Genomic DNA, 26488 nt, shown 5'->3' with positions numbered 1-26488 from the left:
GCGGGAGGACCGGCGGGGAAAGCCGGCGGGTGGACCGGCAGGTGGACCGGCGGGGCTCAGGCGGCGGCCGGGCCGGCCAGCGGCACGAACGCCGGCCCGACCGGCCCGGTCACCGTCATGACCAGGCCGACGACGGTGGGGGAGAGGCCGGTGACGTGGTGGAAGAAGACCAGCGAGAAGGGGACGTGCCTACCGGTCCCGATCGAGCCGATGCCGATTCCGGGGAGCCGCGACCGCTCCCCCGCGACCTTCGCTTCCCCTGATGCGGCTGTCTTCCTCATGAACACGGCCATGACCTCCCCCCCGGACTTGGTTGCTGGTAAGTAGCTTATCGCTAAGCTACTTACCGTCAAGCAACTTTCTTGCGAACGATCTCGGGGAAGCCGGATACTGCACGCATGAGTGACGACAAGGACGCAGTGGATGCGATCACGGCCCAGTGGTTCGCCGTGCGCCCCGACCTGGAGACGGCCCCCATGGCCGTCTTCGGACGCATCTACCGGATCGCCAAGGCCATGGGCGACGCAATGGAGCAGCGCTATGCGCGCTTCGGCATCTCGCGCGGCGAGTTCGACGTCGTGGCCACGCTGCGCCGGTCGGGCGAGCCCTACACGCTTTCGCCCCGGCAGCTCTCGGCCACCCTGATGCTCACCACGGGCGGCATGACCGGGCGTCTGGACAAGCTGGAGAAGGCCGGGCTGCTCTACCGCAAGCCCGATCCCCACGACCGGCGGGGGCTCCAGGTGACGATCACCGACCGCGGCCTCGCGCTCATCGACGAGGCCGTCGGCGCCGGTCTGGAAGTGCAGCGCGCCGCGCTCACCGGGCTGACCGACGACGAGGTCGCCGTGCTCACCGGCCTGCTCCGCCGGCTCCTGGCCGCCGTCTGAGGGTACGACAAGGCGCCGGGGGTCGTCGCACGGTCGAAACGAATCGGCGGTGCGGACCCCCGGCGCCCGGAAAGGTCTACTGGTCCCGGCCCCGTGGGGCCGGACCGGCTCAGGCCTGCTTCGGCTTCCGGTCCGACGACTTGTCGAGGACCATCACGAGACCGATGATGCCCAGGAAGATCACCAGGGGCAGGGCCACGTACAGGCCGAGCGTCTCACCGATGCTCAGGCCCGGACCCGGGTCGTCACCGTCGTCGCGGGTAAGCGCGAGGGCGGGAGACGTCATCAGCAGCATCATCAGCGCGGTTCCGGCCGTGACGGCGCCGGCGCGCAGAGCGTTCTTCTTGTCCACGGTGCAAACGTAGCGAACACCTAAACGGGGCGCGCGCCCGGGGGTGCCGTACGAGGCCGTGCGCCCTCCCCCACCGCGCTCAGCAGGGCGTTCGCCCGGGGCGAGGACACGAGCTCCTCCAGGGTCAGCGGCCGCCCCGCGGCATCGGCGACCGGCAGCCGCCAATTGGGGTACTGGTCCCAGGTCCCCGGCAGGTTCTGCGGCCGCCGGTCCCCCACCGCATCGGGCAGCCATACGCCGACCAGCCGCGCGGGGGTGCGCAGCAGGAAGGCGTACAGGGCCCGTACGGCGGCCTCCTCGCCCTTGGTGTCCAGTCCGAGGCCGTCCAGCAGCTCCAGCCACTCGGCGGTGTCCGCGGCGTCTTCGACGCGCTCCAGCTCGGCCGGGCGGGTCAGCAGGCCGAGCCGGTCGCGCAGTTCCACATGGCCCCCGGCGAGTTTGGCGGCCGTGGGCGGCAGGTCGTGCGTGGTGACGGTGGCCAGGCAGTCGGCCCGCCAGGCCTGTGCGGCCAGCGGGGCCCCGGCCCCGTCCCAGTCCCGCTCGAACCAGAGCACCGAGGTGCCGAGCACCCCGCGCCGGGCCAGCTCCTGACGGACCCGCGGCTCCACCGTCCCGAGGTCCTCACCGATGACCAGGGCGCCCGCCCGGTGGGCCTCCAGCACCAGGATCGCCAGCATGGCCTCGCCGTCGTAGCTGACGTACGCGCCCTCCGCGGGCGGGGTCCCCTCCGGGATCCACCAGAGCCGGAACAGACCCATCACGTGGTCGATCCGCAGGGCGCCCGCGTAGCGGAACACCCCCCGCAGCAGGGACCGGAAGGGGGCGTAGCCGGTGGCGGCCAGTACGTCCGGGCGCCACGGCGGCAGCCCCCAGTCCTGGCCGCGGGCGTTGAAGGCGTCCGGCGGGGCCCCGACCGAGATGTGCCGCGCGTAGCAGGGCGACCCGAAGACGTCGGAACCCTGCGGGTGCACCCCGACGGCGAGGTCGTGGACGATGCCGACCGTCATGCCGGCCCCGCGGGCGGCCCGCTGGGCGGCGGCGAGCTGGCCGTCCGTCAGCCAGACCAGCCAGCGGTGGAAATCGGCCCGCTCCTTCGGGTCCTCCTCCCCCGCGTGCCCCGCGCACCAGGTGGCGTGCACGTCCAGCGGAGCCCCCTGTTCGGCACAGAACGCCCGGTAGGCGGCTTCGCGTTCGGGGGTGCGCGGGACGGCGTACAGCAGTTCCAGGGCGGACCGCTTGAGTTCCCAGACGGCGTCTCGGTCGATCAGCGCGCCCTTCTCCAGGACCTGGCGGCGCAGTTCCCCACCACGGGCGGCGAGCTCGTCGAGGGCCCGGCGGTCGGGGCAGTCGGCGTATTCGGGGACGTCCTCGATCCGCAGGTGGACGGGGTCCGGGAAGCGCCGCGAGGACGGCCGGTACGGGGAGGGGTCGGTCGGGGCCCCGGGCACGGCCGCGTGCAGCGGGTTGACCTGGATGAACCCGGCGCCGTGGGTCCGGCCCGCCCAACGGGCGAGCTCCGCGAGGTCGCCGAGGTCGCCCATGCCCCAGGAGCGCTCGGAGAGCAAGGAGTAGAGCTGGACGAGCAGCCCGTGGGCCCGCCCGGGCGCGGCCGGGGCCCGTTGCGGGGCCACGACCAAGGTGGCCTCGGCGCTGCGCCCGTCGGGCGCCTCGGCGATGAGCCGGTGGACGCCCAGCGGCAGCGCGGGGCCCCATGCGAGCGCCTCCCCCGTCTCCTCGGCCAGCACCCGCACCCGGCTGCCCGGGGGCAGCGGGGCGGGCTCCGGAGCCACCCGGTCCCCCTGCCAGAGCACCACCGTGGGCGGCAGCAGCCGCTCGGCCGCCTCCTGTGCGGCGGACTCGGCGCCCGCCCGGATGCTCGCCGCGTCGTCGGTGACCACCCCCAGCAGCCCGAGGACCGCCCTGACGGTGGTCTCCGGCACCGGGACGGTGACGTCCGCGGCGGGCCGGTAGTCGGTGGCGACTCCGTACTGGGCAGCGAGCCGGGCCAGGTCGTCCATCTGCGGGCGCTCCTTCGTACGTGCGGACCTCAGAGCATGAGGATGTGTCAGATGATGGGGGCACAAGGGTGGTTCGCGAGGGTGGGACGCCGCCGGGGAACACCGCGTCCATACCCACTCGGAGGCACCGCATTCCTGTCGCATCCGGGGCAGATCACCCACTCGCATTGACACTCCCGCCGCACGGATGGTGGGCTCAGGCTCATTCGTACGAGTGGGGGACGACTCGGGACAAGGAGGCTCTGTGCGGCTCAGGGGCAAGGGGCGGAACACCGCCGCCGCCGTGGCGGTGATCGGCACGCTGCTGGGCGGTGCCGTGTCCTCCGCGCCACCCGGGACCTTCGCGGCGCCCACCACACCGGACAGAGCGGCGCCCGGAGCGGGCCCCGGAGCGACCCCCGTGTCCGCTGCCGCCGGGCCGGTGCTCGACCCGGGAGCCGACGCCCCGCGGGCCGCCACCGAGGGGCCCGCCGTGTGGCCGCGGCCGCAGTCGATGACCGCCGATCCGGCGCGCGAGCTGCCGCTGGGCACCGAGGCCGTACTGGTCGCGGGGGCCGGCGCCGACCCGTACGCCGTCAAGGTGGTGCGGGACGCCCTGCGCGCGGCGGGCGTACGGACCGTCCACGAGTCGGCCCCCGGCGCACCGCTGCCCGCACGGGGCACCGTCGTACGGCTCCAGGACGCGGACGCGGAGCAAGCGCTGCGGGCGCTGGGCGCGGCCGCCCCGTCGGACCTGCCGGCCGGGGGGTACCGGCTGGCCGCCGGCCGCCACGCCGGCCGGGACACGATCGCGGTGGCCGGCATAGGCGCGGAAGGACTCTTCCACGCGGCGCAGACGCTGCGCCAACTGCTCGCGGCGGGCGGCGGGAAGATGCCCGGCGTACTGGTGCGGGACTGGCCGGCCGCGCCGGTGCGCGGGATAACCGAGGGCTTCTACGGGCAGCCGTGGACCCAGGAACAGCGCCTCGCCCAGCTCGACTTCATGGGCCGCACCAAGCAGAACCGGCTGCTCGTCGCCCCCGGCGACGACCCGTACCGCACGACGGGCTGGCGCCAGGACTACCCGCAGGAGCAGCAGGCGGAATTCCGTGCGCTGGCCGAACGGGCCCGCGCCAACCAGGTCGTCCTGGCCTGGGCGGTGACCCCCGGGCAGTCGATGTGCCTGTCCTCGGAGGCCGACCGGGCGGCGCTCGCGCGCAAGCTGGACGCGATGTGGGACCTCGGCTTCCGCGCCTTCCAGGTGCAGTTCCAGGACGTCAGCTACTCCGAGTGGGGCTGCAAGGCCGACCGGGAGCGGTACGGGAAGGGCCCGGCGGCCGCCGCGAAGGCGCACGCCGAGGTCGCGGGAGGACTGGCGGCGCACCTGGCCGCCCGCTACCCGGGGGCGCCCGCGCTGTCGCTGCTGCCGACGGAGTACTACCAGGAGGGCGCCACCACCTACCGGACGGCCCTGGCGGGTGCGTTGGACCCGCGGGTGGAGGTGGCCTGGACGGGCGTGGGCGTGGTGCCGCGCACGATCACGGGCAAGGAACTGGCCGGCGCGCGCGCCGCCCTGGGGCACCCGCTGATCACCATGGACAACTACCCGGTGAACGACTGGGATCCGGGCCGGATCTTCCTCGGCCCGTACGCGGGCCGCGAGCCGGCGGTCGCGGGCGGTTCGGCGGCACTGCTGGCCAACGCGATGCCGCAGGGCACCCTGTCGCGGATCCCGCTCTTCACGGCGGCGGACTTCGCGTGGAACCCGCGCGGCTACCGGCCCGGCGAGTCCTGGGCGGCGGCGGTGCGGGACCTGACGGGCGCCGACCCGAGCGCGCGCCAGGCGATGGCGGCGCTCGCCGGGAACACCACGTCGTCCGGGCTCAAGCAGGAGGAGTCGGCGTACCTGAAGCCGCTCGTCGAGCAGTTCTGGAAGGCCCGCGCCGCGGGCGACCCTGCGGCCGGGACCGAGCTGCGCAAGGCGTTCACGGTCCTGCGCGAGGCCAAGGACCGGCTGCCGGCCCTGTCGGGCGAGGCGGGTCCCTGGCTGGAGCGCCTGGCGCGCTACGGGACGGCGGGCGAGCTGGCGGTGGACGTCCTGCAGGCCCAGGCCCGCGGCGACGGCGCGGCCGCCTGGAAGGCCTCCCGGGCCCTGGCCGAGGTCCGGGCGACCTTGGCGAAGCCGGGATCGGCCCGGGTGGACAAGGCCGTCCTGGACCCGTTCCTGACGAAGGCGGTGGCCGAGGCCGACGCCTGGACCGGCGCCGCCCGTCAGACCGGCACGGTGACGAAGGAGGCCGAGGCCTGGACCGTACGGCTGGACGCCCCGCGCCCGGTGTCGGCGGTGACCGTGATGACCGACCCGTTCCCCGCCGGGGCGCGGGGCGCCGCGGTGGAGGCGCACGTACCCGGCGAGGGCTGGCGCAAGGTCGCCGACGCCTCGGCCTCGGGCTGGACCCAGGTGGAGACGGCGGGGCTGCAGGCGGACGCGGTGCGCCTGTCCTGGGCCGGATCCGCGCCCGCGGTGCACCAGGTGGTGCCGTGGTTCGGGGACGGCCCGCGGGCCCGGTTCGAGCTGGCGGACGGGGCCGCGGCCGACGCCGAGATCGGCGGCGCCGCGCAGCGGGTCTCGGCGACGTTGTCCGCGCTGGGTCCGGGCGAGGTCCGCGGCCCGCTGTCGGCGAAGCCGCCGGCGGGCATCGAGGTCCGCCTCCCGCAGGTCGCGGTGGCCCCGCGGGGCAGCCAGGTGTCGATCCCGCTGGAGGTCACGGTCGCCGCGGGCACCCCGGCGGGCAGCTACCAGGTGCCGGTGACCTTCGACGGGGAGTCACGCACCCTGACGGTGCGTGCGGTGCCCCGTACCGGCGGCCCCGATCTGCTGCGGACCGCGCGGGCGACGTCCTCGGCGAACGAGACCCCCGACTTCCCGGCCTCGGCGGCCGTGGACGGCTCCGCGGCCACCCGCTGGTCGTCCCCGGCGGTGGACGGCGCGTGGTGGCGGGCGGAACTGCCCGCCCCGGCGCGGGTGGGGCGGCTGGAGCTGCACTGGCAGGACGCGTACCCGTCGGCGTACCGGGTGGAGACCTCCGCGGACGGGGTGACCTGGCGCCCGGCGGCAACCGTGAAGGCCTCCCGGGGCGGCCGCGAGTCGCTCCGGATGGACGCCCCGGACACCCGTTTCCTGCGGATCACGTGCGAGACCCGCGCGACGAAGTACGGCTGCTCGCTCTGGTCGGCGGAGGCCTACGCGGTCACCCCGTAGCCCCGCCGCCCCGGCCCCGCCCGGGGGCACCTCCCGGCGGTAGCCGGGGGAGTTTGGGGCGCGGGGTCCGGGGCGGAGCCCCGGGAGGCCGGCCCGCAGGTCCGCGACGGGCACAACCCGACACGGAACCGGCGGCCCTGCGGAGCTAACCGGCCGCGACCCCGATCCGCTCCAGCGCGTCCTCGGCCCCGTACGGCTGGAGGTACGGCATCCACCGAGGATCCCGGTGCCCCGTGCCGATGATCCGCCACGCCAGCCCGGACGGCGGGGCCGGCTGGTGGCGCAGCCGCCAGCCGAGTTCCAGCAGGTGCCGGTCGGCCTTGACGTGGTTGCAGCGCCGGCACGCCGCGACGACGTTGTCCCAGACGTGCTGTCCGCCCCGGCTGCGCGGAATGACGTGGTCGACGCTGGTGGCGACGGCGCCGCAGTACATGCAGCGACCGCCGTCCCGCGCGAACAGTGCGCGCCGGGTGAGTGGAACGGGCCCCCGGTAGGGGACCCGCACGAAGCGCTTGAGCCGTACCACGCTGGGCGCGGGGACGACCCTTGTCGCGCTGTGCAGATAGGCGCCGGATTCCTCCAGGGAGACCGCTTTGTTCTCCAGGACGAGGACGAGCGCGCGGCGGAGCGGTACGACGCCGAGGGGCTCGTACGACGCGTTGAGGACCAGGACGTGCGGCACGGACTGCCTCCTTGTACGCCGGCGGCGCGTGGCTCGCGCCGGGACGATCTGTTCTCCAGTCTCTCCTTACGGCTGGTCGAAACGCCACCACTCGCCCGTAACGGGTCCGAGGTGTTTTCAACCACAGTCAGTCATCCCCAGGTGAGTCTGGTCTCTCCCTCGAACACGGCACCAAGGTGAAGGGATTGCCCCGTTAGTGTGGTTGGTCTGTCCCGCATGTCCCCGGATCCGTCCGGGGGCTCCCCCCGGTTCCGCGGGCAGACCGCTACACCTGGAGGTTCCCGTCGTGCCCTGGCCCGCCGCTCTGCTGCCGTTGGCAGCCGACGTTCCGGACGCGCCCGCATCGGTCAAGGAGGCGCAGGAGAGCGTCACCGAGGCCGCCAGCTTCATCGAGCAGAACTGGGCCACCTGGCTGAGCATCGGCCTGCGGATCCTGCTGATCGTCGTGATAGCGGCGGTGATCCGCTCGGCGGTCCGCAAGGCGCTGACCAAGCTGATAACCCGGATGAACACCAGCGCCGAGGCGGTGGAGGGCACCGCCCTGGGCGGACTGCTGGTCAATGCGGAGCGTCGGCGCCAGCGTTCGGAGGCGATCGGCTCGGTGCTCCGCTCGGTGGCCTCGTTCCTGATCCTCGGTACGGCCGCACTGATGGTGCTGGCCGCCCTGAAGATCGACCTGGCCCCGCTGCTCGCGAGTGCCGGTGTGGCCGGTGTGGCGATCGGTTTCGGTGCCCGGAACCTGGTGACGGACTTCCTGTCCGGCGTCTTCATGATCATGGAGGACCAGTACGGCGTCGGCGACAAGATCGACGCGGGCGTGGCCTCGGGCGAGGTCATCGAGGTCGGACTGCGCGTGACCAAGCTCCGCGGGGACAACGGCGAGATCTGGTACGTGCGCAACGGCGAGATCAAGCGGATCGGCAACCTCAGCCAGGGCTGGGCGACCGCGGGCGTGGACGTCCAGGTCAAGCCTTCGGAGAACCTGTCCCGGATCCGCGAGGTGGTCAAGGAGGTCGCGGACGCCATGGCCAAGGAGTCCCCGTGGGACGAGCGCCTGTGGGGTCCGGTGGAGGTGCTGGGCCTGGACGAGGTGCTGCTCGCCTCGATGACCGTGAAGGTGTCGGCCAAGACCATGCCCGGCCAGCAGTTCGCGGTGGAGCGGGAGCTGCGCTGGCGGATCAAGGAGGCCTTCGACGCCGCGGGCATCCGGATCATCGGCGGCATGCCGGCGCCCGACGAGGACGAGGAGGCCCCGGCGGACCCGTCGGCCTCGGTCGCCGCGCCGTCCGCCCTCGCGAACCCGGCCTCCCCGCAGTCGCTGGCCACGGCCCCGATCCCGCCGCCGGCCGGCCCGCGGATCACCAAGTGACCGCGTAGCCGCGTAGCCACACGTCGCACGAGCCCCGCTCGCCCCGCTGCCCCGCAGGTCATCCGTGAAATGACACGGCCTGCGGGGCAGCGGCATTGACACACTTCAACAGGTGATAGGAAACTTACCTAACAGATCGCCTCGGTGAGGGAGAGCCGCTCGATGCCCGCCGCCACGCCCGGAACGCCCAGCCTGTTGCGCGCCATGAACGACCGGGCCGCACTCGAACTCCTGCTGACGCACGGCCCGCTGTCCCGGACCCGCATCGGACACCTGACCGGACTGTCCAAGCCCACCGCCTCGCAGTTGCTCGCCCGCCTCGAAGCGGTCGGGCTCGTCGTGGCCACCGGCACGGACGGCGGACGCCCCGGCCCGAGCGCCCAGCTCTACGCGATCAATCCGCGCGCCGCCCACGTCGGCGGCCTCGACGTCACACCGGAGCGGGTCCTGGCGGCCGTCGCCGACCTCACCGGCACGGTGGTCGCCACCCACGAGGTCCCCTACACCGAGGGCGCGGAGGCCGTCGCCCAGGTGACCGAGGCCCTCGGCGGGGCCGTCAAGGCCGCCGGACTGCACCGCACCGACCTGCACCGGGTGGTCATCGGCACGCCGGGCGCCTTCGACCCCCAGACCGGCCGCCTGCGCTACGCCAGCCACCTCCCCGGCTGGCACTCCCCCACCCTCCTGGAGGAGCTGGCGGCGGCGCTGCCGATGCCCGTCGAGTACGAGAACGACGTCAATCTCGCCGCCGTCGCCGAGCAGCGGCTCGGGGCCGCCCGCGGCCACGAGGACTTCGTCCTGCTGTGGAACGAGGAGGGTCTCGGCGCCGCACTGGTACTGGGCGGCCGGTTGCACCGGGGCTGGACCGGCGGCGCCGGCGAGGTGGGCTTCCTGCCGGTACCGGGCCGCCCCCTGGCCCGGCAGGTCACCCGGGCCAACTCCGGCGGGTACCAGGAGCTGGCCGGTGTGGAGGGACTCCCCCGACTCGCCGCGGAACTGGGCGTGGAGCCGCCGGACGCCCCCGGGGCACCCAACGCCCCCGGGGCCGCGCACGGACCGGAGGTCGCCGCCGCCGTCGCCCTGCTCGCACGGGCCGCCGCCGCCCCCGAGGGAGCGCAGCTGACGTTCCTCCAGGCGTACGCCACCGCACTGGCCACCGGTCTCGCCTCGGTCGTCGCCGTGCTGGACCCGGAGATCGTGGTCCTGTCCGGGGCGGCGATCAGTGCGGGGGGCGAGCCGCTGCGCGCGCTGCTGGAGGCCGAACTCGCCGAGCTGGCCCCCTCCCGGCCCCGACTGGTCCCCGGCGAGGTGCGGGAGCAGCCCGTCCTGCACGGCGCGCTGGAGAGCGCGCTGGCCGCCACCCGGGACGAAGTGTTCGACACCTCGGGCTGAACCCGCCCGCCGCCTGCCGTCCGCGCCCTCCCCCGCACCGCGCACCCCTCACCCCGGCACCCCCCGCACCGCATACCCCTCACCCCGGCACCCCCGCACGGCTCACCGCCACCGCCACCCCCACCCGGCACCCCCCACGGAAGTTCCTCCTGCAGAGAGCGAGCCCCGCCATGCCCAGAACCGGACGTCTGACCACCGCGACCGCCGTCCTCGCGGCGATATCCGCCCTCGCCACGGCCTGTACGGGCCAGGGCGCGGACACCGCCTCCGACGACCCGAAGGCGGACGTCACCCTCAACTTCTGGCACGGCTGGTCCGCGCCGAGCGAGACCAAGGCGATCGAGGAGAACATCGCCCGGTTCGAGAAGGCGCACCCGAACATCAAGGTCAAGGTCACCGGCAACATGACCGACGACAAGGTCAACCAGGCGCTGCGGGCGGGCGGGGACAAGGCCCCCGACGTGGTCTCCTCCTTCACCACCGACAGCGTGGGCACGTTCTGCAACTCCCACGCCTTCGCCGACCTGAACCCCTTCCTCGCGAAGTCCGGCGTGGACAAGACGAAGGTCTTCCCCAAAACCCTGCTGGAGTACACCCAGTTCGAAGGCAACCAGTGCACGCTGCCGCTGCTGCACGACGCGTACGGGCTCGTCTACAACAAGACCGCCTTCGCGGCCGCCGGCATCACCGAACCCCCCAAGACCTGGAGCCAGTTCGCCGAGGTCGCGCAGAAACTCACCAAACCCCAGGGCGACTCGTACGAGCAGGTCGGCCTGATGCCCACCTTCCACGGCTACGAGACCACCCCCATGCGGCTCGCCGCCCAGTGGAGCCCCACCTATTTCACCCCCGACGGCAAGTCCGCTCTGGCCGCGGACCCGGCCTTCGCGAAGATGCTGACCGCGCAGAAGGACCTGGTGGCGAAGCTCGGCGGCTACGAGAAGCTGGAGCGGTTCCGCAACACCTTCGGGGACGAGTGGAGCGCCGAACACCCCTTCCACACCGGCCGGGTGGTCATGCAGATCGACGGCGAGTGGCGGGCCCCGATGGCGAAGGAGGCCGGCGTCTCCTTCGAGATCGGCACCGCGCCGCTGCCCGTGCCCGACGAGCAGGCCGACGACTACGGCAAGGGCTACCTCTCCGGCACGATCATGGGCATCGCCGCGGGCAGCAAGAAGCAGAACGCCGCCTGGGAGCTGGTCAAGTACATGACGACCGACACCGGGGCGGTGGTGGCCTTCGCCAACGCCATCCACAACATCCCGTCCACGTTCGGCGCCCTGGACTCCCCGGACCTGCAGGTGACCCCGGAGTTCAAGACCTTCCTCGACATCGCCCGGCACCCGAAGTCCAGCACCACCCCGGCCAAGGCCGACGGCGGCACCTACCAGCTGACCTTCACGGACTTCGCGTACGCCGTCGAGAAGGGCGACGTCGGCGACGTACCGGCCGGTCTCGCCAAGACCGACCAGCAGATCGACACGGACATCGCGAAGGCGAAGTAGCCCGATGACCGGCGCCCACCCCCTGCGCGCGAAGCGGCGGCGCTCCGCCCTGCGGACCACGGCCTTCCTGTCCCCCTGGCTGATCGGCTTCGCCGTCTTCTTCCTCTACCCGCTGCTGTCCACCGTGTACTTCTCCTTCACGCGGTACGACGGCTTCCGTCAGCCCGCCTTCAACGGCCTCGACAACTGGAGCTACGTCTTCACGGACTATCCGCTCTTCTGGCCGGCCATGCGCAACACGCTGTGGCTGGTCCTGGTGATGGTGACCTGCCGGGTCGCCTTCGGCCTCGGCATCGGCCTGCTCATCACGAAGATCAAGACGGGGGTCGGAATCTTCCGGACCCTGTTCTACCTGCCCTACCTGGCCCCGCCGGTCGCCGCGACCCTGGCCTTCGTCTTCCTGCTCAACCCCGGCACCGGCCCCGTCAACACCCTGCTGGACGCGGTGGGACTGCCCACCCCCGGCTGGTTCACCGACGCCGACTGGTCCAAGCCGGCCCTGACCGCCCTCGCCCTGTGGGGGGTCGGCGACCTGATGGTCATCTTCATGGCCGCGCTGCTCGACGTACCCAAGGAGCAGTACGAGGCCGCGGAGCTGGACGGGGCCGGCGCGTGGGCGCGGTTCCGGCACATCACCCTGCCCAACATCTCGCCGATCATCATGTTCGCCGTGGTCACCGGGGTGATCCAGGCCATGCAGTACTACGCCCAGCCGCTGGTGGCGGGGAAGGTCGCGGCCGGGGTGATCGGCGGCTCGGGCCAACAGTTCGAGCCGGGCTATCCCGACAAGTCCACCCTGACGCTGCCCCAGCTCGTCTACAACCTCGGGTTCCAGCGCTTCGACTACGGCACCGCGTGCGTCGTCGCGCTCGTCCTGTTCGCCCTCTCCATGGCCTTCACCGCGCTCCTGATGCGGCGCCGTGGCGGTCTGATCGGAGCAGGTGAATGAGCAGCGCGCACACCGGACGGAGATCCTCCAAGGCGGTACTGCACTGGGTCGGGGTGCACTCGCTCGGCGTGGCCGCCGCCCTCTTCTTCGTCCTCCCCTTCGTCTTCCTCCTCCTCACCTCCCTGATGGGCGACCGGCAGGCCCTGACCCGCGACCTGTGGCCCGACACCTGGGAATGGGGCAACTACGCGAAGGTGTGGCACACCCCGGGCTTCCTGACCTGGTGGCGCAACACGCTCCTGTACGCCGGACTCGGCACCCTGTTGACCGTGGTCTCCTCCGTGCCCGTCGCGTACGCGCTCGCCAAGTTCCGCTTCCGCGGGCGGCGACTCGCGCTGCTCCTCGTGATCGCCATGATGATGCTGCCGCCGCAGGTGGTGGTCATCCCCATGTACCTCTTCTGGGCGAAGCAGCTCGACCTGTCGGGCACCCTGTGGCCGCTGATCGTCCCGATGGCCTTCGGCGACGCCTTCTCCATCTTCCTGCTCCGCCAGTTCCTGCTGACCATCCCCGACGAGTACCTGGACGCGGCCCGCGTCGACGGCTGCGGCGAGGTGCGCACCCTGCTGCGCGTCGTCCTGCCGATGGCCCGGCCCGGGATCGCCGCCGTCGCGCTCTTCCAGTTCTTCTGTGCCTGGAACGACTACTTCGGCCCGCAGATCTACGCCTCCGACAACCCGGCCGCCTGGACCCTCAGCTACGGACTGGAGTCCTTCAAGGGGGCGCACCACACCAACTGGAACCTGACGATGGCCGCGACCGTACTGGTCATGGCCCCGGTGATCGTCCTCTTCTTCTTCGCCCAGAAGGCGTTCGTCGAGGGAGTCACCCTGACCGGCGTGAAAGGCTGACGATGAAACTCGCAGTGGTGGGCGGCGGTTCCACCTACACCCCCGAACTGGTCGACGGCTTCGCGCGGCTGCGCGACACCCTGCCCGTCAGCGAGCTCGTACTGATCGACCCGGCCGCCGAACGGCTGGAGCTGATCGGCGGCCTGGCCTGGCGGATCTTCGCCCGGCAGGGCCACCCCGGACGCATCACCACCACCTCCGACCTCGACGCGGGCATCTCGGGGGCCGACGCGGTCCTGCTCCAGCTGCGCATCGGCGGGCAGGCCGCCCGGCTGCAGGACGAGACCTGGCCGCTGGAGTGCGGCTGCGTCGGTCAGGAGACCACGGGCGCGGGCGGGCTCGCCAAGGCGCTGCGCACGGTCCCGGTGGTCCTCGACATCGCCGAGCGGGTCCGGCGGACCAACCCGGACGCGTGGATCATCGACTTCACCAACCCGGTGGGGATCGTCACCCGGGCCCTCCTGCGGGCCGGGCACAAGGCCGTCGGTCTGTGCAACGTCGCCATCGGCCTCCAGCGGAAGTTCGCGGCGCTGCTGGACCTGGCGCCGGCCGACATCCACCTGGACCACGTGGGCCTCAACCACCTCACCTGGGAGCTCGGCGTGCGCCGGGGCGGCCCGGACGGCGAGGACCTGTTGGCGACCCTGCTCGCCGCGCACGGCGGGGCCGTCGCCGGGGACCTGCGGCTGCCCCGGGCGGTGCTGGACCGGCTCGGCGTCGTGCCCTCGTACTACTTGCGCTACTTCTACGCCCACGACGAGGTGGTCCGGGAGCTCGGGACCAAGCCCTCGCGGGCGGCCGAGGTCGCGGCGATGGAACGCGAACTGCTCGCCCTGTACGGGGATCCCGCGCTCGACGAGAAGCCGGCGCTGCTGGCGAAACGGGGCGGCGCCTTCTACTCCGAGGCCGCCGTGGACCTGGCCGCCTCCCTGCTGGGCGACGGCGGGCCGGCCGTACAGGTGGTCAACACGTCCAACAACGGCACGCTGCCCTTCCTGCCGGACGACGCGGTGATCGAGGTGCAGGCCCGCGTCGACGGATCCGGCCCCGTCCCGCTCGCGGTGCCCCGGTTGGACCCGCTGTTCTCCGGGCTGATCTCGCACGTGAGCGCGTACGAGGACCTCGCGCTGGACGCGGCCCTGCGCGGCGGGCGCGAGCGGGTCTTCAAGGCACTGCTGGCACACCCCCTCATCGGACAGTTCGACCTGGCCGAAGGGCTGACCGACCGGCTCCTCGCGCACAACAAGGAGCACCTGCCATGGGCGTGACCCTCCCCTCGGTGCTGGCGATGGACGCGGGCAACAGCAAGACGGACGTGGCGCTCCTCGCCCCGGACGGCTCGGTGTTGTGCTCCGGCCAGGCCGGGGGCTTCCAGCCGCCGCGCACGGGGGTGGCCGCGGCCGTCGACGTGCTGGCCGGGGCGATGGCCGACGCCGGGCTGCGCGCCGGCCCCGCGGCCGGGCCGTGGGCCGAGCGGGTGTCGGCGTGCCTGGCCAACGCCGACTTCCCGGTGGAGGAGCAGGAGCTGGCGCGGGAGATCGAGCGCCGCGGTTGGGGCCGCGCGACGGCGGTGCACAACGACACCTTCGCGCTGCTGCGCTCCGGGCTGCCGACGGGCGCCGACCCGTGCGGGGTCGCGGTGGTGTGCGGGGCGGGCATCAACTGCGTCGGGATGACCCCGGACGGGCGGACCGCCCGCTTCCCCGCGATCGGACGGATCTCCGGAGACTGGGGCGGTGGGGGCGGACTGGCCGAGGAGGCGCTCTGGTTCGCGGCCCGGGCCGAGGACGGGCGGGGCGGGCCGACGGAGCTGGCCCGGGCGCTGCCCGCGCACTTCGGCCACCCGTCGATGGCCTCGCTGATCGAGGCGATGCACCTGGGCCGGGTGGAGCACGCGCGGCGGCACGAGCTGACACCGGTGCTGTTCGCGGTGGCGGCCGCCGGGGACCCGGTGGCGCTGTCGCTGGTGCACCGGCAGGCGGACGAGGTGGTGGCCATGGCATCGGTGGCGCTGGGGCGCCTGGGCCTGCTGGAGCAGGAGGTACCGGTGGTGCTGGGTGGCAGTGTGCTGGCCGCCGGACACCCGCAGCTCAACGACCGGATCGCGGCGGGCCTCGCCGAACGGGCCCCGCGCGCCCGGATCCGCGTGATCACGGCGCCGCCGGTGCTCGGTGCCGGGCTGCTGGGCCTGGACGCGCTCGGCGCACCGCCCGAGGCCTATGAAAAACTCCGTACCCATTTCAGGTGAACCCGCCCCGGAAACCGTCCGGTCTGGAACCGTGGCGCCCATACGGACGTATTGACGGTGAAGGGGCGACGAAGGGGGCCCTCAGGGACGGATCGCCCTGGATCCAGCACCGGGTGCTGTGGTCGACCGGCACTACGGCCATACTGCTGCGCAGGGGGTACCTCCCAGCGTCGGCTGGAGGACGACAGGACCGAGGGGGAGGTCACGGTGGCGATCACATCACGCGCGCCCGCACCCGGGGGCGGTGCTTCCGTGCCGCCGGTCGGGCCGACGGCCGCGCCGCCCGACGGTCCGCCCGGGCGGACCGCCTGGGCGGAGGGCGTGGAGCGGCTGCGCGAGGCGGCGACCACCGAGCCGGGCCGGCTGCGGATCATCGGCGCGGTACTGGCCGCCCTGATCATGCTGTTCGGCACCGTGAGCGTCTGGGAGATCTCCGACCGGGCCGCGGCAGCCGACGACGTGGTGGGCCGCAGCCAGCCGCTGAGCGCGGACGCGGCGAGCATCTACCGCTCCCTGGCGGACGCCGACACGACCTCCTCCAGCGGGTTCCTGCTGGGGGCCCAGGAACCGCGCGAGGTCCGCCAGCGGTACGAGAAGGACATCGCCAACGCCTCCAAGCTGCTGGTGAGCGCGGCCGCCAACACCGGCGGCAACGAGGACTCCCGCCGGCAGATCACCCTGCTGAGCGAGCAGCTCCCGCGCTACACCGGCCTGATCGAGCAGGCCCGGGCCACCAACCGGCAGGGCCTGCCGCTGGGCGGGGCCTACCTCCGTTACGCCAACGAGCAGATGACCACCCAGCTGCTGCCCGCCGCCCAGCGGCTGTACGAGTCGGAGACCAAGCGGCTCTACACCGACCACGACGACGCCCGGTCCTGGCCGCTGGCCTCGATCGGTCTGGGCCTGCTCGCGGTCGCCGCCCTGGTCTGGGCGCAGCGGCGCAACTACCGGCACACGAACCGGGTCCTCAACCACGGACTGGTGGCCGCGACGGCCGCGTCGGTGGTGGTCCTGCTGTGGCTCGTCGTGGGACACACGGTGGCACGGTCCTCGTTGAGCGAGGCCCGGGCGGACGGGCAGGAGTCGATGAAGGTGCTCAACGACGCGCGGATCGCCTCCCTCCAGGCACGGGCCGGTGAGAACCTGACCCTGATCGCGCGGGGCGCCGTACTGGCCGAGGACAAGAAGTCCGACAAGTACGACGTGGACTTCACGAACAACATGAAGCAGTTGGACGCCGGGCTGGCGACCGCGCTGCGGCTCGCCGACGACGCGGCCGGCCGGGACCCCGTCAGCCGGGCCGAGGACGGCGTGAAGCAGTGGAAGCAGCGGCACACGGCGGCCCGGGAGGCGGACTTGAAGGGGGACTACGAGGCCGCTCTGCCCCAGGTCGTGGGGGACGAGAAGCACAAGGAGAGCAGCGGCGCCGCCTTCGACACGGTGGACGCCTCGCTGGAACAGGCCGTCGCCCACGAGCAGCGGGAGTTCACCCGGGCCGCCCAGGACGGGATCGGCGCGCTGGGCGGACTGGTGACGGGCGCCGCGGCCCTGGTGGTCGTCGGTGCGGCAGCAGCCCTGCTCGGCATCGGGCGCCGGCTCTCGGAGTACAGGTGAGCGCGATGCGGATACGAGCGGAGCGGGCCGCCGAAGGTCACGAGAACCACGGGAAGCACGGGAAGCACCGGAACCACGAGGCCCGGGAGAGCCGGGCGGGCCGGGCCGGGCGGGCGGCGACCGCCGGCGCGGCGTCGGGCCTGCGCCGCGCCGCCGGCCGGCTGCGCGGCTGGGGCGGGGTGAGCGCGATGGCGATCGCCTGCGCGACGACCGCCGCAGTCGTCCTGCTGCCGTTGGCCCATGCGACGCCCGACACCGGCCGTCCCCTCCACAGGCCCGCCTCGATGGCGGCGGCCCCGGCCGCGCCCTGGGCCCTCGCCGACACCTGCCAGGACCCCGAGGCCAGCCTGCGCCCCTCCGACGTGGACGGGGCGGCCATCGCGCGGATCAAGGCGGCCGGCAAGCTCGTCGCCGGAGTGGACCAGAACAGCTTCCGCTGGGGCTACCGCAACCAGACCGCCGAGGGCAGCCGCCTCGACGGCTTCGACATCGATCTGGTGAAGGCCATCGCCAAGGACATCCTGGGCGACGAGAACGCGGTCATCTACCGGGCCATCCCCACCAGTCAGCGCATCCCCGCCCTCCAGGAGGGGCGCGTCGACATCGTCGTACGGACCATGACCATCAACTGCAAGCGGCTGGAGGACGTCGCCTTCTCGACGGCCTACTTCGAGGCCGGGCAGCAGGTGCTGGCGCCCAAGGGTTCGCCGATCACCGGGTACGACACCTCGCTGAAGGACCGGCGGATCTGTTTCGCGGCCGGTTCCACGGCGGAGGCCGCCCTGAAGGCCCAGTCGTACGGCTCGGTGCCGGTCACCGTCGCCAACCAGCTGGACTGCCTGGTCCGGCTGCAGCTGGGCGAGGTCGACGGCATCATCACGGACAACGCCCTCGCGGCCGGTCAGGCCGCCCAGGACCCGTCGGTGCAGCTGGTGGGTTCACCCTTCACCCGTGAGTTCTACGGGGTGGCGATGAACAAGGACGCCCCGGACCTGGTCCGCCGGGTCAACAGGGTGCTGGAGAACTACCGTGCGGGCGGCGGTGACAGCCCGTGGATGAAGGCGTACCTCAAGCACCTGCAGCCCGTGCTGCCCGGTGTGACGGCGCCCCCCGCACCCAAGTACCGGGACGGCTGAGCCCCGTGACGGTTTCGGGCACGGGACCGGGCGCGGGGCAGGATACGAGGACGGACACGGAGGCGGCGGCGGAAGCGGAGGCACAGTCGGTGGAGGTGGGGTCTGCAGTGATGGACCGGGACGACGTCGACCGCGCCCTGGCCCGGTTGGGCGCCGAGCACGAGGCCGTCGAGACCTCGCTGCTCGCCCTCCAGGACCACGCCGGACGCCGGCTGCTGGAGGGCGCCGCGCTGAGCGGGACCACCAAGGAGCGGTGGACGACCGCCGACGCGGACATCACCCGGCTGTGGACGTACTTCGACGCCTACAGCGGGGCCCTGACCGCCGCCCGGGAGGTACGGGAGCGGCGCCGCTGGCCGAACCGCGAGGACCTGATCGAGCTGACCGAGCGGCTGCGCGGGCCCGGAGTGCTGATCGCCGGGGCCGCCGCCGAGGGCGTCGCGCTGGCGGAGCGGCTCTCGCTCGCCGAGCTGGTGGCCCGGATGAACGGCCTGTACGCGCGCTCGCTGGACGTGGTGGTCGCCGCCGACGCCGTCTGGTCGGCGCTGCCCGCCCGGATCGACCTGCTCGCCGCCGAGCTGCACCGCACCCGCTCGCTGGCCCACTCGGTGGGCGTGCGGCCGGGCGAGCACCCCTCCGGCGACGACCTGGAGGACATCACCGCCGAGCTGACGGAGCTGCGCACCCGGGTGATCGCGGACCCGCTGGCCTTCTGGCTGCCGGCGACGGGCAGCTCCGCGCCCGGCGGCGGCCGTCCGGACACCGGCCGCTACGACCGGGCCGCGCTCGCACTGGAGGACGTACGCCGTGAGATCGAGGCGGTGCTGGACGTACGGCAGGACGCCGAGCAGCGGCTGATCGCCCTGCGGGACGTGCTCTCACGGGCCGACCGGACCCTGGCGGAGGCGCGGACCGCGCGCGGCGAGGTACTGGCGAAGATCGCCGCGTCCGAGGTGCCCGCGGTGAGCGGCCCGCCCACGGTGCTCCAAGAACAGCTCGCGGCGGCGGCCGAGCACCGGCGCCAGGCCCGCTGGCACCGGCTCTCACCCCTGCTGGAATCGCTGGAGGAGCGCGCCGATGAGGAACTCCGGCGGGCCCGTGAATCGTTGACCGCCGTGACGGCGCCCCTGGCCGTGCGGGCCGAGCTGCGCGGGCGGCTCGACGCGTACAAGGCGAAGGTGGCCCGCCACGGAATGGCGGAGGACCGCCTGCTGATCGAGCGGTACGACGCCGCCCGGCGGATGTTGTGGAGTGCGCCCTGCGACCTGCGGGCCGCCGAGCAGGCCGTCCTGCGCTATCAACAGGCGACGGCGGAGTCGTTGGCGCCGCCCCAGGACCGGCCCGAGCAAGGGCGACACCAGGAACAGCGGCCCGCGGGGCCGGGGGAGGAAGACGCATGAGCCTGATCGGAACCGTGTGCGTTCGTCCCGGCTGCCCCGGAACGTACGAGGACATGGGCGGCGGCGAGGTCTACTGCGACACGTGCGGGCTGGCCCCGATCGGTTCGATCGCGGCGGGCGCGGACGAACTCGTGTCGCCGCCGACGGGGATGACGAGCGCGGCCCGGGGCTCCCTGGGCTCCGGCGGCACCCGCGGCTCGATGGGCTCGCAGGGCTCCCACGGCTCGGCGCGGTCATCGGCCTCGGCGCGCTCCTCCCGGTCCTCCTCCTCGCACCGCTCGGTGTCCGGGCGGCTGTCGCGCTCGGTGTCGGGGACCACGTCCACCCGTTCGGTGTCGGTGCGCAGTTCGGGCTCGGCCGCCTCGGGCCGCAGCCGGCTGGGCGCCGGACTGGTCAACGTGCCGGAGGTGCCGCGTCCGAATCCTTCGACCGCGGTCCTGGAGAACCCGGAGGTGCCGGAGCGCAAGCGGTTCTGCTCGCGCTCGGACTGCGGGGCCCCGGTGGGTCGCGCCCGGGGCGACCGTCCGGGCCGGACGGAAGGGTTCTGCACCAAGTGCGGGCACCCGTACTCCTTCGTGCCCAAGCTGCGCTCCGGTGATGTGGTGCGCGGCCAGTACGAGGTGGCGGGCTGCCTCGCGCACGGCGGCCTCGGCTGGGTGTACCTGGCGGTGGACCGGGCGGTCGCGGACCGGTGGGTGGTGCTCAAGGGCCTGCTGGACACCGGTGACCAGGACGCGATGGAGGCCGCGATCTCGGAGCGGCGCTTCCTCGCGGAGATCGAGCACTCCAACATCGTGCGGATCTACAACTTCGTGGAGCACCTGGACCAGCGGACCGGTTCGCTGGACGGGTACATCGTCATGGAGTACGTCGGCGGCAAGTCGCTGAAGGAGATCGCGAACGAGCGGCGCCGGCCGGACGGGCGGCGCGACCCGCTGCCGGTGGAGCAGGCGTGCGCCTACGGCATCGAGGCGCTGGAGGCGCTCGGCCACCTGCACAGCAGGAACCTCCTGTACTGCGACTTCAAGGTCGACAACGCGATCCAGCAGCAGGACCAGCTGAAGCTGATCGACATGGGCGCGGTACGGCGGATGGACGACGCCGAGTCGGCCATCTACGGCACGGTGGGCTACCAGGCCCCCGAGGTCGCGGAGCTGGGCCCCTCGGTCGCCTCCGACCTCTACACGGTGGCGCGGACACTGGCCGTGCTGACCTTCGACTTCCAGGGCTACACCAATGTGTTCGTGGATTCGCTGCCGGATCCGGAGCACATCGAGGTGTTCCGGCGGTACGAGTCCTTCTACCGGCTGCTGGTCCGGGCCACCGACCCGGACCCGGGGCGGCGGTTCTCGTCCGCGCAGGAGATGGCGGACCAGCTGACGGGCGTGCTGCGGGAGGTGGTCGCCCTGCAGACGGGACGGCCGCGGCCGCAGCTGTCTACCCTCTTCGGCCCGGAGCTGCGGGTTCCGGACACCCAGCTGTTCGCCGACGCGGCCGACACCGCCGTCTCCCGGCTGGGCTACCGGCCGATCGCCCCGCGGCGCGGCGGCGGCGGGTTGTTCCGGCTCGCCGGCCGCGGCCGGTCCGCGGCCGGAGCGCACGCGCCCGGCGGCACCGCCCTGCCCGCGGGGAACGCCGTCGGGGCGCCCGGCTCGCCGGGCCGGGCACCCATCATTGGCACCCCGCCGAACGCGGGCTCCGGCAGCGCGCCGGGCGGCGCCGGCCCGGTACCGCCGGCCGGGGCGGGGGTGGCCGCGCTCGGAACCACCGCCACGCACGTGACCGGTGCGCCGGTGCCGGGTCCGCGACCCGCGCCGCCCGCTGCGGTCCAGGGCGCGGGGGCCGCGGCTTGGACCGGGGCCGGGGCCGCGCCCGCACTCCTGCCCCTGGAGCCGGCCTCCGCGAGAGCGACGCCCCTCGACGCGCGCGACACCGCGCTGGCCCTGCCCGTACCGCTGGTGGACGCGGCCGACCCGAACGCCGGGTTCCTGACGGGTCTGCTGGCCTCCGCGCCGGGCGACCTGTTGGGCGCCCTGAACGCGGCGCCGGCCGACTCGGCCGAGTTGCGGCTGCGGGAGCTGCGGGCCCGCCTGGAGCTGGGCGAACTGTCCGAGGCCGGACGCACCCTGGCGGAGCTGGAGGCCCGGCACCCGGACGACTGGCGGGTGGTGTGGGCCCGGGGCATCGCCTCGTTGGCCACCGGTGACGACGAGATAGCGGCCCTGTCCTTCGACGCGATCTACGACGCCTTCCCGGGCGAGCCCGCGCCGAAGCTGGCCCTCGGGCTGTGCGCGGAGGTGCTGGGTCAGCTGGACAACGCCGCGGAGTACTACCGCCTCGTGTGGATCACCGACCCGGGATTCGTGAGCGCGGCCTTCGGACTGGCCCGTGTCCAACTGGCCGCCGGGGACCGGGACGCAGCCGTGCGCACGCTGGAATCCGTACCGGAAGCGTCCATCCACTACACCGCCGCGCGGGTGGCAGCCGTACGGGCACGTCTGCGCGACCGGTCCCCGCAGGAGCCGCTGTTGGCCGACCTGGCGGCCGCAGCGGACCAGGTGGAGGCCCTGCGGCGGTTCGGGCTGGACCCGGAGCGGCAGGAGCGGCTCCGGGCGGAGGTTCTGGGCTCGGCCCTGGACTGGGTACTGTCGGGTAGCCGGGGTTCCGACCCCGGCCGGACCTCGCTGCTCGGCAGTCAACTGGACGAGCGGGGCCTGCGCTTCGGACTGGAGCGCTCGTACCGCGTCCTCGCACGGCTGGCGCGGCGTGGCGAGGAAAGGATCGAACTGGTGGAGCGGGCAAACCGTTTCCGTCCCCGGACGTGGGTGTGAGTGATGTCGATGCATCGGCTGTCGGGCTGCCCCAGCTGCGCGGAACCCCTGGAGGAGGGTGACCGTTTCTGCGGCGTCTGCGGCTACGCCGTGAGCGCTCCTCCCCCGGCCGCCGTGGACCACCCGACCATCCCCATCCCACCGGCACCGCCAGCGCCGCCGGCCCCATCGGCGCCGCCGGCCCGGCCGGCCGCCGCGGGCGCCGCGGCGGGCGGTTACGGGAGCCCGGCCCCCGGCGTCCCGCACGCCGCGGCCGAGCCCGCCCCCGGCTGGGGCAGCGTGGCAGCGGCCGCGCCGACGCTGGTCGGCGATCCGGGTGCCTGGATCACCACGCCGGCTGAACCGGAGCCGGAACGGGAACCTCGGCAGGGTCCGGTGGGGGTCACGTACGCGACCTCCGGCCACGGGAACCCCTACGGCACCGGCACCCCGCCGGAAGGCACCCCGTGGGGCGCGGCGGAGCACCCGTACGGCGCCGCGGACATCCCCGAGACCCGCCACGACCGGCCCGGGGGCGACCCCGGCACGCCTCCGGAGGGGACGCCCTGGGGGCCGGGCGAAGCCCCGTACGAGAATCCGCCCCAGCCCGGCGGACCGGCCGGCGGGAAGACCTGCGTCGCCTGCCGCGCCGGGCACGTCGACACCGACGGGTACTGCGAGCACTGCGGGCACGCGCAGCCCCGCGAGCGCGACCACATCGAGGAGGAACTCGGGAGCGTCGCCGCCGTCACCGACCGGGGCCTGCGCCACCACCGCAACGAGGACTCGTTCGCCGTGTCGGCCACCGCCCTGCCCGACGGCTCCGCCGCCACCGTGGCCATCGTCTGCGACGGCGTCTCCTCCGCCAGCCGCCCCGACGAGGCGTCGGCCGCCGCGGCCGTCGCCGCCAACGAGGCGCTGCTCGAAGCGCTCCCGCGCGGCGCCAACCCCCAGGAGGCCATGCACGAGGCCATCCTGGCCGCCGCCCGGGCGGTGAACGCCCTGGCCCCGGAGACCCCCGGCGCGCAGAACGCCCCCGCCTGCACCCTGGTCGGCGCCGTCATCGGAGGTGGCCTGCTGACCATCGGCTGGGTGGGCGACAGCCGCGCCTACTGGGTCCCCGACGACCGCGCCGCCCTGCCCCGCCGCCTCACCGAGGACGACTCCTGGGCCGCCCAGATGGTCGCCGCCGGTCTGATGGGCGAGGCCGAGGCCTACGCGGACGTCCGCGCGCACGCCATCACCGGCTGGCTGGGGGCCGACGCGTACGACCTCGACCCGCACACCGCGACCTTCAAGCCCGACCACCCCGGTGTGGTGGTGGTCTGCACCGACGGACTGTGGAACTACGCGGAATCCGCGCGGGAGATGGCCCAGGTGGTACCCGCCGACGCCGCGACCCGCCCGCTGCACAGCGCCCAGGTACTCGTGGGGTACGCGCTCGACGGCGGCGGCCACGACAACGTCACCGTGGCGGTCGTGCCGTTCGCCACGCACCCCGAGCAGGAACCGGGACCGGATGCGGAGCCGGGCCCGGCGGCAGGACCGGAATAGGAAGTGGAAGCGCGCCCGCAGGTCTGACCCGCCTGCCCGAGCCCCCTAGGAGTCCAACCGATGGCGAATTTCGCCAAGCCGAGTGCCCCACGGTTCAGCGTGGAGGTGTATCAGAACGAGTTCCTCCCCGAGGGCGGACGGGACGTCCACGCCATCGTCACGGTCACCGCCACCGGCGGTGCCACCGCCACGCGCGCGCCGGTCGCCGACGGCACGGCGGCCGTGGTGCTCATGGTCGACTGCTCGGGGTCCATGGAGTACCCGCCGGAGAAGATGCGCGGCGCCCGTGAAGCCACGGCCGCCGCCATCGACACCCTGCGCGACGGCACCGCCTTCGCCGTGATCGCCGGTACGCACGTGGCCAAGGAGGTCTACCCCGGCCAGGGCCGCCTCGCGATCGCGGACGCGAGCACCCGTGCCCGGGCCAAGGAGGCCCTGCGCGGGCTGAGCTCCGGCGGCGGCACCGCCATCGGCACCTGGCTGCGCCTCGCCGACGGCCTGCTGCGCGGCTCCACCGCCGCCATCCGGCACGGCATCCTGCTCACCGACGGCCGCAACGAGCACGAGGAGCCGGCCGTGCTCCGCGCCACCCTCGACGCGTGCGCGGGCCGCTTCACCTGCGACGCCCGTGGGGTGGGCACTGACTGGGACGTCAAGGAGGTCACCGGGATCGCGCACGCGCTGCTCGGCTCCGCCGACATCGTGGCCGACCCGGCCCACCTCGCCGAGGACTTCACGCGCATGATGGAGAACGTCATGGGCAAGGAGGTCGCGGACGTCGCGCTGCGCCTGTGGACCCCGGTCGGCGTGGAGATCCAGTACGTCAAGCAGGTGGCTCCCGTCCTCCAGGACCTGACCGACCGCCGCAGCGAGGCGGGCCCGCGCGCCGGCGACTACCCGACCGGGTCATGGGGCGACGAGTCCCGCGAGTACCACGTGTGCGTCCGCGTCCCGACGGCCACCGTGGGCCAGGAGATGCTCGCCGCCCGCGCCACGCTCGTGCTGCCGGCCGCGGCGGGCGGGCCGGACGAGAAGCCGACCGTCCTGGCCCAGGGCCTGGTGCGCGCTGTGTGGACGAACGATCTGGCGGCCTCCACCGCCATCAACGCGCAGGTCGCCCACTACACCGGACAGGCGGAACTGGCAGAGGCTATCCAGCAGGGCCTGGAAGCCCGCAAAATGGGCGATGTGGGTAGTGCCACGGCCAAGCTGGGGCGTGCGGTACAACTGGCGAGTTCTTCCGGAAACGCCGACACGGCACGACTCCTGGCGAAGGTGGTGGATGTGGTGGACGCAGTGGCGGGTACTGTGCGGCTGAAAGCGAAGGTCGCCGATGCCGACGAGATGACTCTTGACACGCGTTCGACGCAGACCGTCCGAGTGAAGAAGACCTGAGAAGACCTGACGTGATGACGCAGGGAGAAGAAGGGGGAAGCGCCGCCATGCCGACCTGCCCGAACGGGCACCAGTCCGCGTCCGACGACTGGTGCGAGGTCTGCGGCCATCGCATGTCTGCCTCGGAGGGACCGCCGCCGGTGCCCTCCTACGGCTACGGCTTCCCCCCGACCGCCGGTGAACCGACCGCCCAGGCCGAGCTCTGCCCGCAGTGCCGGACCCCGCGCGAAGCCATGGCCCCGTTCTGCGAGGAATGCCGCTACAACTACCTCACCCGTACCCCGACTTCGTACGCGCCGCCGACCCCGGAACCGGGACCCCAGGCGACCGGTGTCGGCGTCGGTGGCGGTGCCGGGGGCCGCGGTACGCCTCCGCCGCCCGTGCCCGCTCCCGGGACCTACTCCCAGGACCACTTCGAGTACCAGGGCTCGCGGCCGTCCCGGGTCAACCGGCCGGCCGAGCCGCTCCAGCGCGAGGACGACTGGCTGCTGCCGCCGCCCGCGCACGAGTCGCCGCTGGAGTACCAGCAGGCCCCGCAGCCCCAGTACCAGCAGCAGCCCCCGCCGCAACAACAGCGGGAGTACCAGCAGGAGTACCAGCAGCAGGGACCGCCGCCCCAGCAGCAGTACCAGCAGCAGTCTCCGCCGCAGCACCAGCCCTTCCCGCCCCAGGGCGGGGGCGCCTGGAGCGCGACGGTCGGCCCCGACCGCTCGTACTTCATGGCGATGATGCAGCGCAGCGGCCCCGAGGCCGCCGGGCTCAACCTGCCCGCCTACTCCCCGGAGCAGCACCTTGCGCTGTCCGGCGGCCAGATCACCATCGGCCGCCGCCGGGCCTCCACGGGCGAGTCCCCCGACATCGACCTGTCGGTGCCCCCGGAGGACCCGGGCGTCTCCCACCAGCACGCGGTGCTCGTCCAGCAGCCCGACCTCAGCTGGGCGGTGGTGGACCAGAACTCCACCAACGGCACCACCATCAACGGCGGCGAGGAACCGATCCAGCCCTACGTCCCGGTCCCCCTCACCGACGGCGACCGCGTCCACGTGGGCGCCTGGACGACGATCACGATCCGCCGCGGCTGA

Annotated in this window: 20 protein-coding genes; 16 read left to right on the top strand and 4 right to left on the bottom strand. The window is 73.5% G+C overall.

Going from position 1 to position 26488, the window contains the following annotated elements:
- Positions 1–56: 56 nt before the first annotated feature.
- A complete protein-coding gene (locus tag ACIQK6_RS17730; protein WP_329102009.1) occupies positions 57–281 on the bottom strand; it encodes a hypothetical protein in 225 nt (74 codons plus the stop codon).
- Positions 282–398: 117 nt separating this feature from the next.
- Between ACIQK6_RS17730 and ACIQK6_RS17725 the strand changes: the two genes are divergently transcribed.
- Positions 399–890: a MarR family transcriptional regulator gene (locus ACIQK6_RS17725; protein ID WP_329102007.1), complete on the top strand. Its 492-nt coding sequence runs from the start codon at positions 399–401 to the stop codon at positions 888–890.
- Positions 891–999: 109 nt separating this feature from the next.
- Here ACIQK6_RS17725 and ACIQK6_RS17720 read toward each other — a convergent pair whose 3' ends face one another.
- Both ACIQK6_RS17720 and ACIQK6_RS17715 read right to left on the bottom strand, forming a co-directional pair.
- On the bottom strand, positions 1000–1242 hold the full coding sequence (locus ACIQK6_RS17720) for a hypothetical protein (protein WP_329102005.1): 243 nt from the start codon (positions 1240–1242) through the stop codon (positions 1000–1002).
- 20 nt (positions 1243–1262) lie between these two features.
- Positions 1263–3260 (bottom strand): 4-alpha-glucanotransferase, encoded by a 1998-nt coding sequence (locus ACIQK6_RS17715; RefSeq protein WP_329102003.1) that lies wholly within the window; start codon positions 3258–3260, stop codon positions 1263–1265.
- A 244-nt stretch (positions 3261–3504) separates the two neighbouring features.
- On the opposite strand from ACIQK6_RS17715, the gene ACIQK6_RS17710 reads away from it, so the two are divergent.
- Positions 3505–6501, top strand: a complete 2997-nt coding sequence (locus tag ACIQK6_RS17710; protein WP_402695058.1) for a beta-N-acetylglucosaminidase domain-containing protein — start codon at positions 3505–3507, stop codon at positions 6499–6501.
- Between the two features lie 145 nt (positions 6502–6646).
- Here ACIQK6_RS17710 and ACIQK6_RS17705 read toward each other — a convergent pair whose 3' ends face one another.
- Positions 6647–7183, bottom strand: coding sequence for an HNH endonuclease (locus ACIQK6_RS17705; RefSeq protein WP_327385376.1), 537 nt, complete (start codon positions 7181–7183; stop codon positions 6647–6649).
- Positions 7184–7469: 286 nt separating this feature from the next.
- Between ACIQK6_RS17705 and ACIQK6_RS17700 the strand changes: the two genes are divergently transcribed.
- From ACIQK6_RS17700 to ACIQK6_RS17635, 14 genes are all read left to right on the top strand, one after another.
- Positions 7470–8552: a mechanosensitive ion channel family protein gene (locus tag ACIQK6_RS17700; RefSeq protein WP_329102000.1), complete on the top strand. Its 1083-nt coding sequence runs from the start codon at positions 7470–7472 to the stop codon at positions 8550–8552.
- A 162-nt stretch (positions 8553–8714) separates the two neighbouring features.
- Entirely contained in the window at positions 8715–9944 is a 1230-nt protein-coding gene (locus ACIQK6_RS17695; RefSeq protein ID WP_402695057.1) for an ROK family protein, read from the top strand.
- Between the two features lie 170 nt (positions 9945–10114).
- Positions 10115–11449 (top strand): ABC transporter substrate-binding protein, encoded by a 1335-nt coding sequence (locus tag ACIQK6_RS17690; RefSeq protein WP_329101996.1) that lies wholly within the window; start codon positions 10115–10117, stop codon positions 11447–11449.
- A gap of 4 nt (positions 11450–11453) precedes the next feature.
- A complete protein-coding gene (locus tag ACIQK6_RS17685; protein WP_402695056.1) occupies positions 11454–12398 on the top strand; it encodes a carbohydrate ABC transporter permease in 945 nt (314 codons plus the stop codon).
- A complete protein-coding gene (locus tag ACIQK6_RS17680; protein ID WP_402695055.1) occupies positions 12395–13249 on the top strand; it encodes a carbohydrate ABC transporter permease in 855 nt (284 codons plus the stop codon). The genes ACIQK6_RS17685 and ACIQK6_RS17680 overlap by 4 nt, the downstream gene beginning before the upstream one ends.
- Before the next feature lie 2 nt (positions 13250–13251).
- Positions 13252–14517, top strand: a complete 1266-nt coding sequence (locus tag ACIQK6_RS17675; protein ID WP_402695054.1) for a 6-phospho-beta-glucosidase — start codon at positions 13252–13254, stop codon at positions 14515–14517.
- On the top strand, positions 14508–15497 hold the full coding sequence (locus ACIQK6_RS17670) for a BadF/BadG/BcrA/BcrD ATPase family protein (RefSeq protein ID WP_329101988.1): 990 nt from the start codon (positions 14508–14510) through the stop codon (positions 15495–15497). The genes ACIQK6_RS17675 and ACIQK6_RS17670 overlap by 10 nt, the downstream gene beginning before the upstream one ends.
- Positions 15498–15704: 207 nt before the next feature.
- The gene (locus ACIQK6_RS17665) at positions 15705–17111 is read left to right on the top strand and encodes a hypothetical protein (RefSeq protein ID WP_402695053.1); all 1407 of its coding nucleotides are present in this window, start codon (positions 15705–15707) and stop codon (positions 17109–17111) included.
- Positions 17112–17299: 188 nt separating this feature from the next.
- Positions 17300–18247 (top strand): glutamate ABC transporter substrate-binding protein, encoded by a 948-nt coding sequence (locus tag ACIQK6_RS17660; RefSeq protein WP_329107942.1) that lies wholly within the window; start codon positions 17300–17302, stop codon positions 18245–18247.
- A 110-nt stretch (positions 18248–18357) separates the two neighbouring features.
- Complete coding sequence (locus ACIQK6_RS17655) at positions 18358–19647, top strand: hypothetical protein (RefSeq protein ID WP_329107940.1); 1290 nt, start codon at positions 18358–18360, stop codon at positions 19645–19647.
- Between the two features lie 5 nt (positions 19648–19652).
- The gene (locus ACIQK6_RS17650) at positions 19653–22478 is read left to right on the top strand and encodes a tetratricopeptide repeat protein (protein WP_402695139.1); all 2826 of its coding nucleotides are present in this window, start codon (positions 19653–19655) and stop codon (positions 22476–22478) included.
- A 3-nt stretch (positions 22479–22481) separates the two neighbouring features.
- The gene (locus ACIQK6_RS17645; protein ID WP_402695052.1) at positions 22482–24011 is read left to right on the top strand and encodes a protein phosphatase 2C domain-containing protein; all 1530 of its coding nucleotides are present in this window, start codon (positions 22482–22484) and stop codon (positions 24009–24011) included.
- Positions 24012–24071: 60 nt separating this feature from the next.
- Positions 24072–25406: a VWA domain-containing protein gene (locus ACIQK6_RS17640; protein ID WP_329101982.1), complete on the top strand. Its 1335-nt coding sequence runs from the start codon at positions 24072–24074 to the stop codon at positions 25404–25406.
- 47 nt (positions 25407–25453) lie between these two features.
- Positions 25454–26488 (top strand): FHA domain-containing protein, encoded by a 1035-nt coding sequence (locus ACIQK6_RS17635; protein ID WP_329101980.1) that lies wholly within the window; start codon positions 25454–25456, stop codon positions 26486–26488.

Source organism: Streptomyces sp. NPDC091682 (genome assembly GCF_044756625.1).
Taxonomy (GTDB): domain Bacteria; phylum Actinomycetota; class Actinomycetes; order Streptomycetales; family Streptomycetaceae; genus Streptomyces.
Note: the sequence above shows the minus strand (reverse complement) of the source record. Positions and strands in the feature narration are given on the sequence as shown.

Coding starts and splice junctions, on each gene's coding strand:
- ACIQK6_RS17730 (WP_329102009.1), bottom strand. CDS start 281: ATGAGGAAGACAGCCGCATCAGGGGAAGCGAAGGTCGCGGGGGAGCGG.
- ACIQK6_RS17725 (WP_329102007.1), top strand. CDS start 399: ATGAGTGACGACAAGGACGCAGTGGATGCGATCACGGCCCAGTGGTTC.
- ACIQK6_RS17715 (WP_329102003.1), bottom strand. CDS start 3,260: ATGGACGACCTGGCCCGGCTCGCTGCCCAGTACGGAGTCGCCACCGAC.
- ACIQK6_RS17695 (WP_402695057.1), top strand. CDS start 8,715: ATGCCCGCCGCCACGCCCGGAACGCCCAGCCTGTTGCGCGCCATGAAC.
- ACIQK6_RS17690 (WP_329101996.1), top strand. CDS start 10,115: ATGCCCAGAACCGGACGTCTGACCACCGCGACCGCCGTCCTCGCGGCG.
- ACIQK6_RS17685 (WP_402695056.1), top strand. CDS start 11,454: ATGACCGGCGCCCACCCCCTGCGCGCGAAGCGGCGGCGCTCCGCCCTG.
- ACIQK6_RS17680 (WP_402695055.1), top strand. CDS start 12,395: ATGAGCAGCGCGCACACCGGACGGAGATCCTCCAAGGCGGTACTGCAC.
- ACIQK6_RS17675 (WP_402695054.1), top strand. CDS start 13,252: ATGAAACTCGCAGTGGTGGGCGGCGGTTCCACCTACACCCCCGAACTG.
- ACIQK6_RS17670 (WP_329101988.1), top strand. CDS start 14,508: ATGGGCGTGACCCTCCCCTCGGTGCTGGCGATGGACGCGGGCAACAGC.
- ACIQK6_RS17660 (WP_329107942.1), top strand. CDS start 17,300: ATGGCGATCGCCTGCGCGACGACCGCCGCAGTCGTCCTGCTGCCGTTG.
- ACIQK6_RS17655 (WP_329107940.1), top strand. CDS start 18,358: ATGGACCGGGACGACGTCGACCGCGCCCTGGCCCGGTTGGGCGCCGAG.
- ACIQK6_RS17645 (WP_402695052.1), top strand. CDS start 22,482: ATGTCGATGCATCGGCTGTCGGGCTGCCCCAGCTGCGCGGAACCCCTG.
- ACIQK6_RS17640 (WP_329101982.1), top strand. CDS start 24,072: ATGGCGAATTTCGCCAAGCCGAGTGCCCCACGGTTCAGCGTGGAGGTG.
- ACIQK6_RS17635 (WP_329101980.1), top strand. CDS start 25,454: ATGCCGACCTGCCCGAACGGGCACCAGTCCGCGTCCGACGACTGGTGC.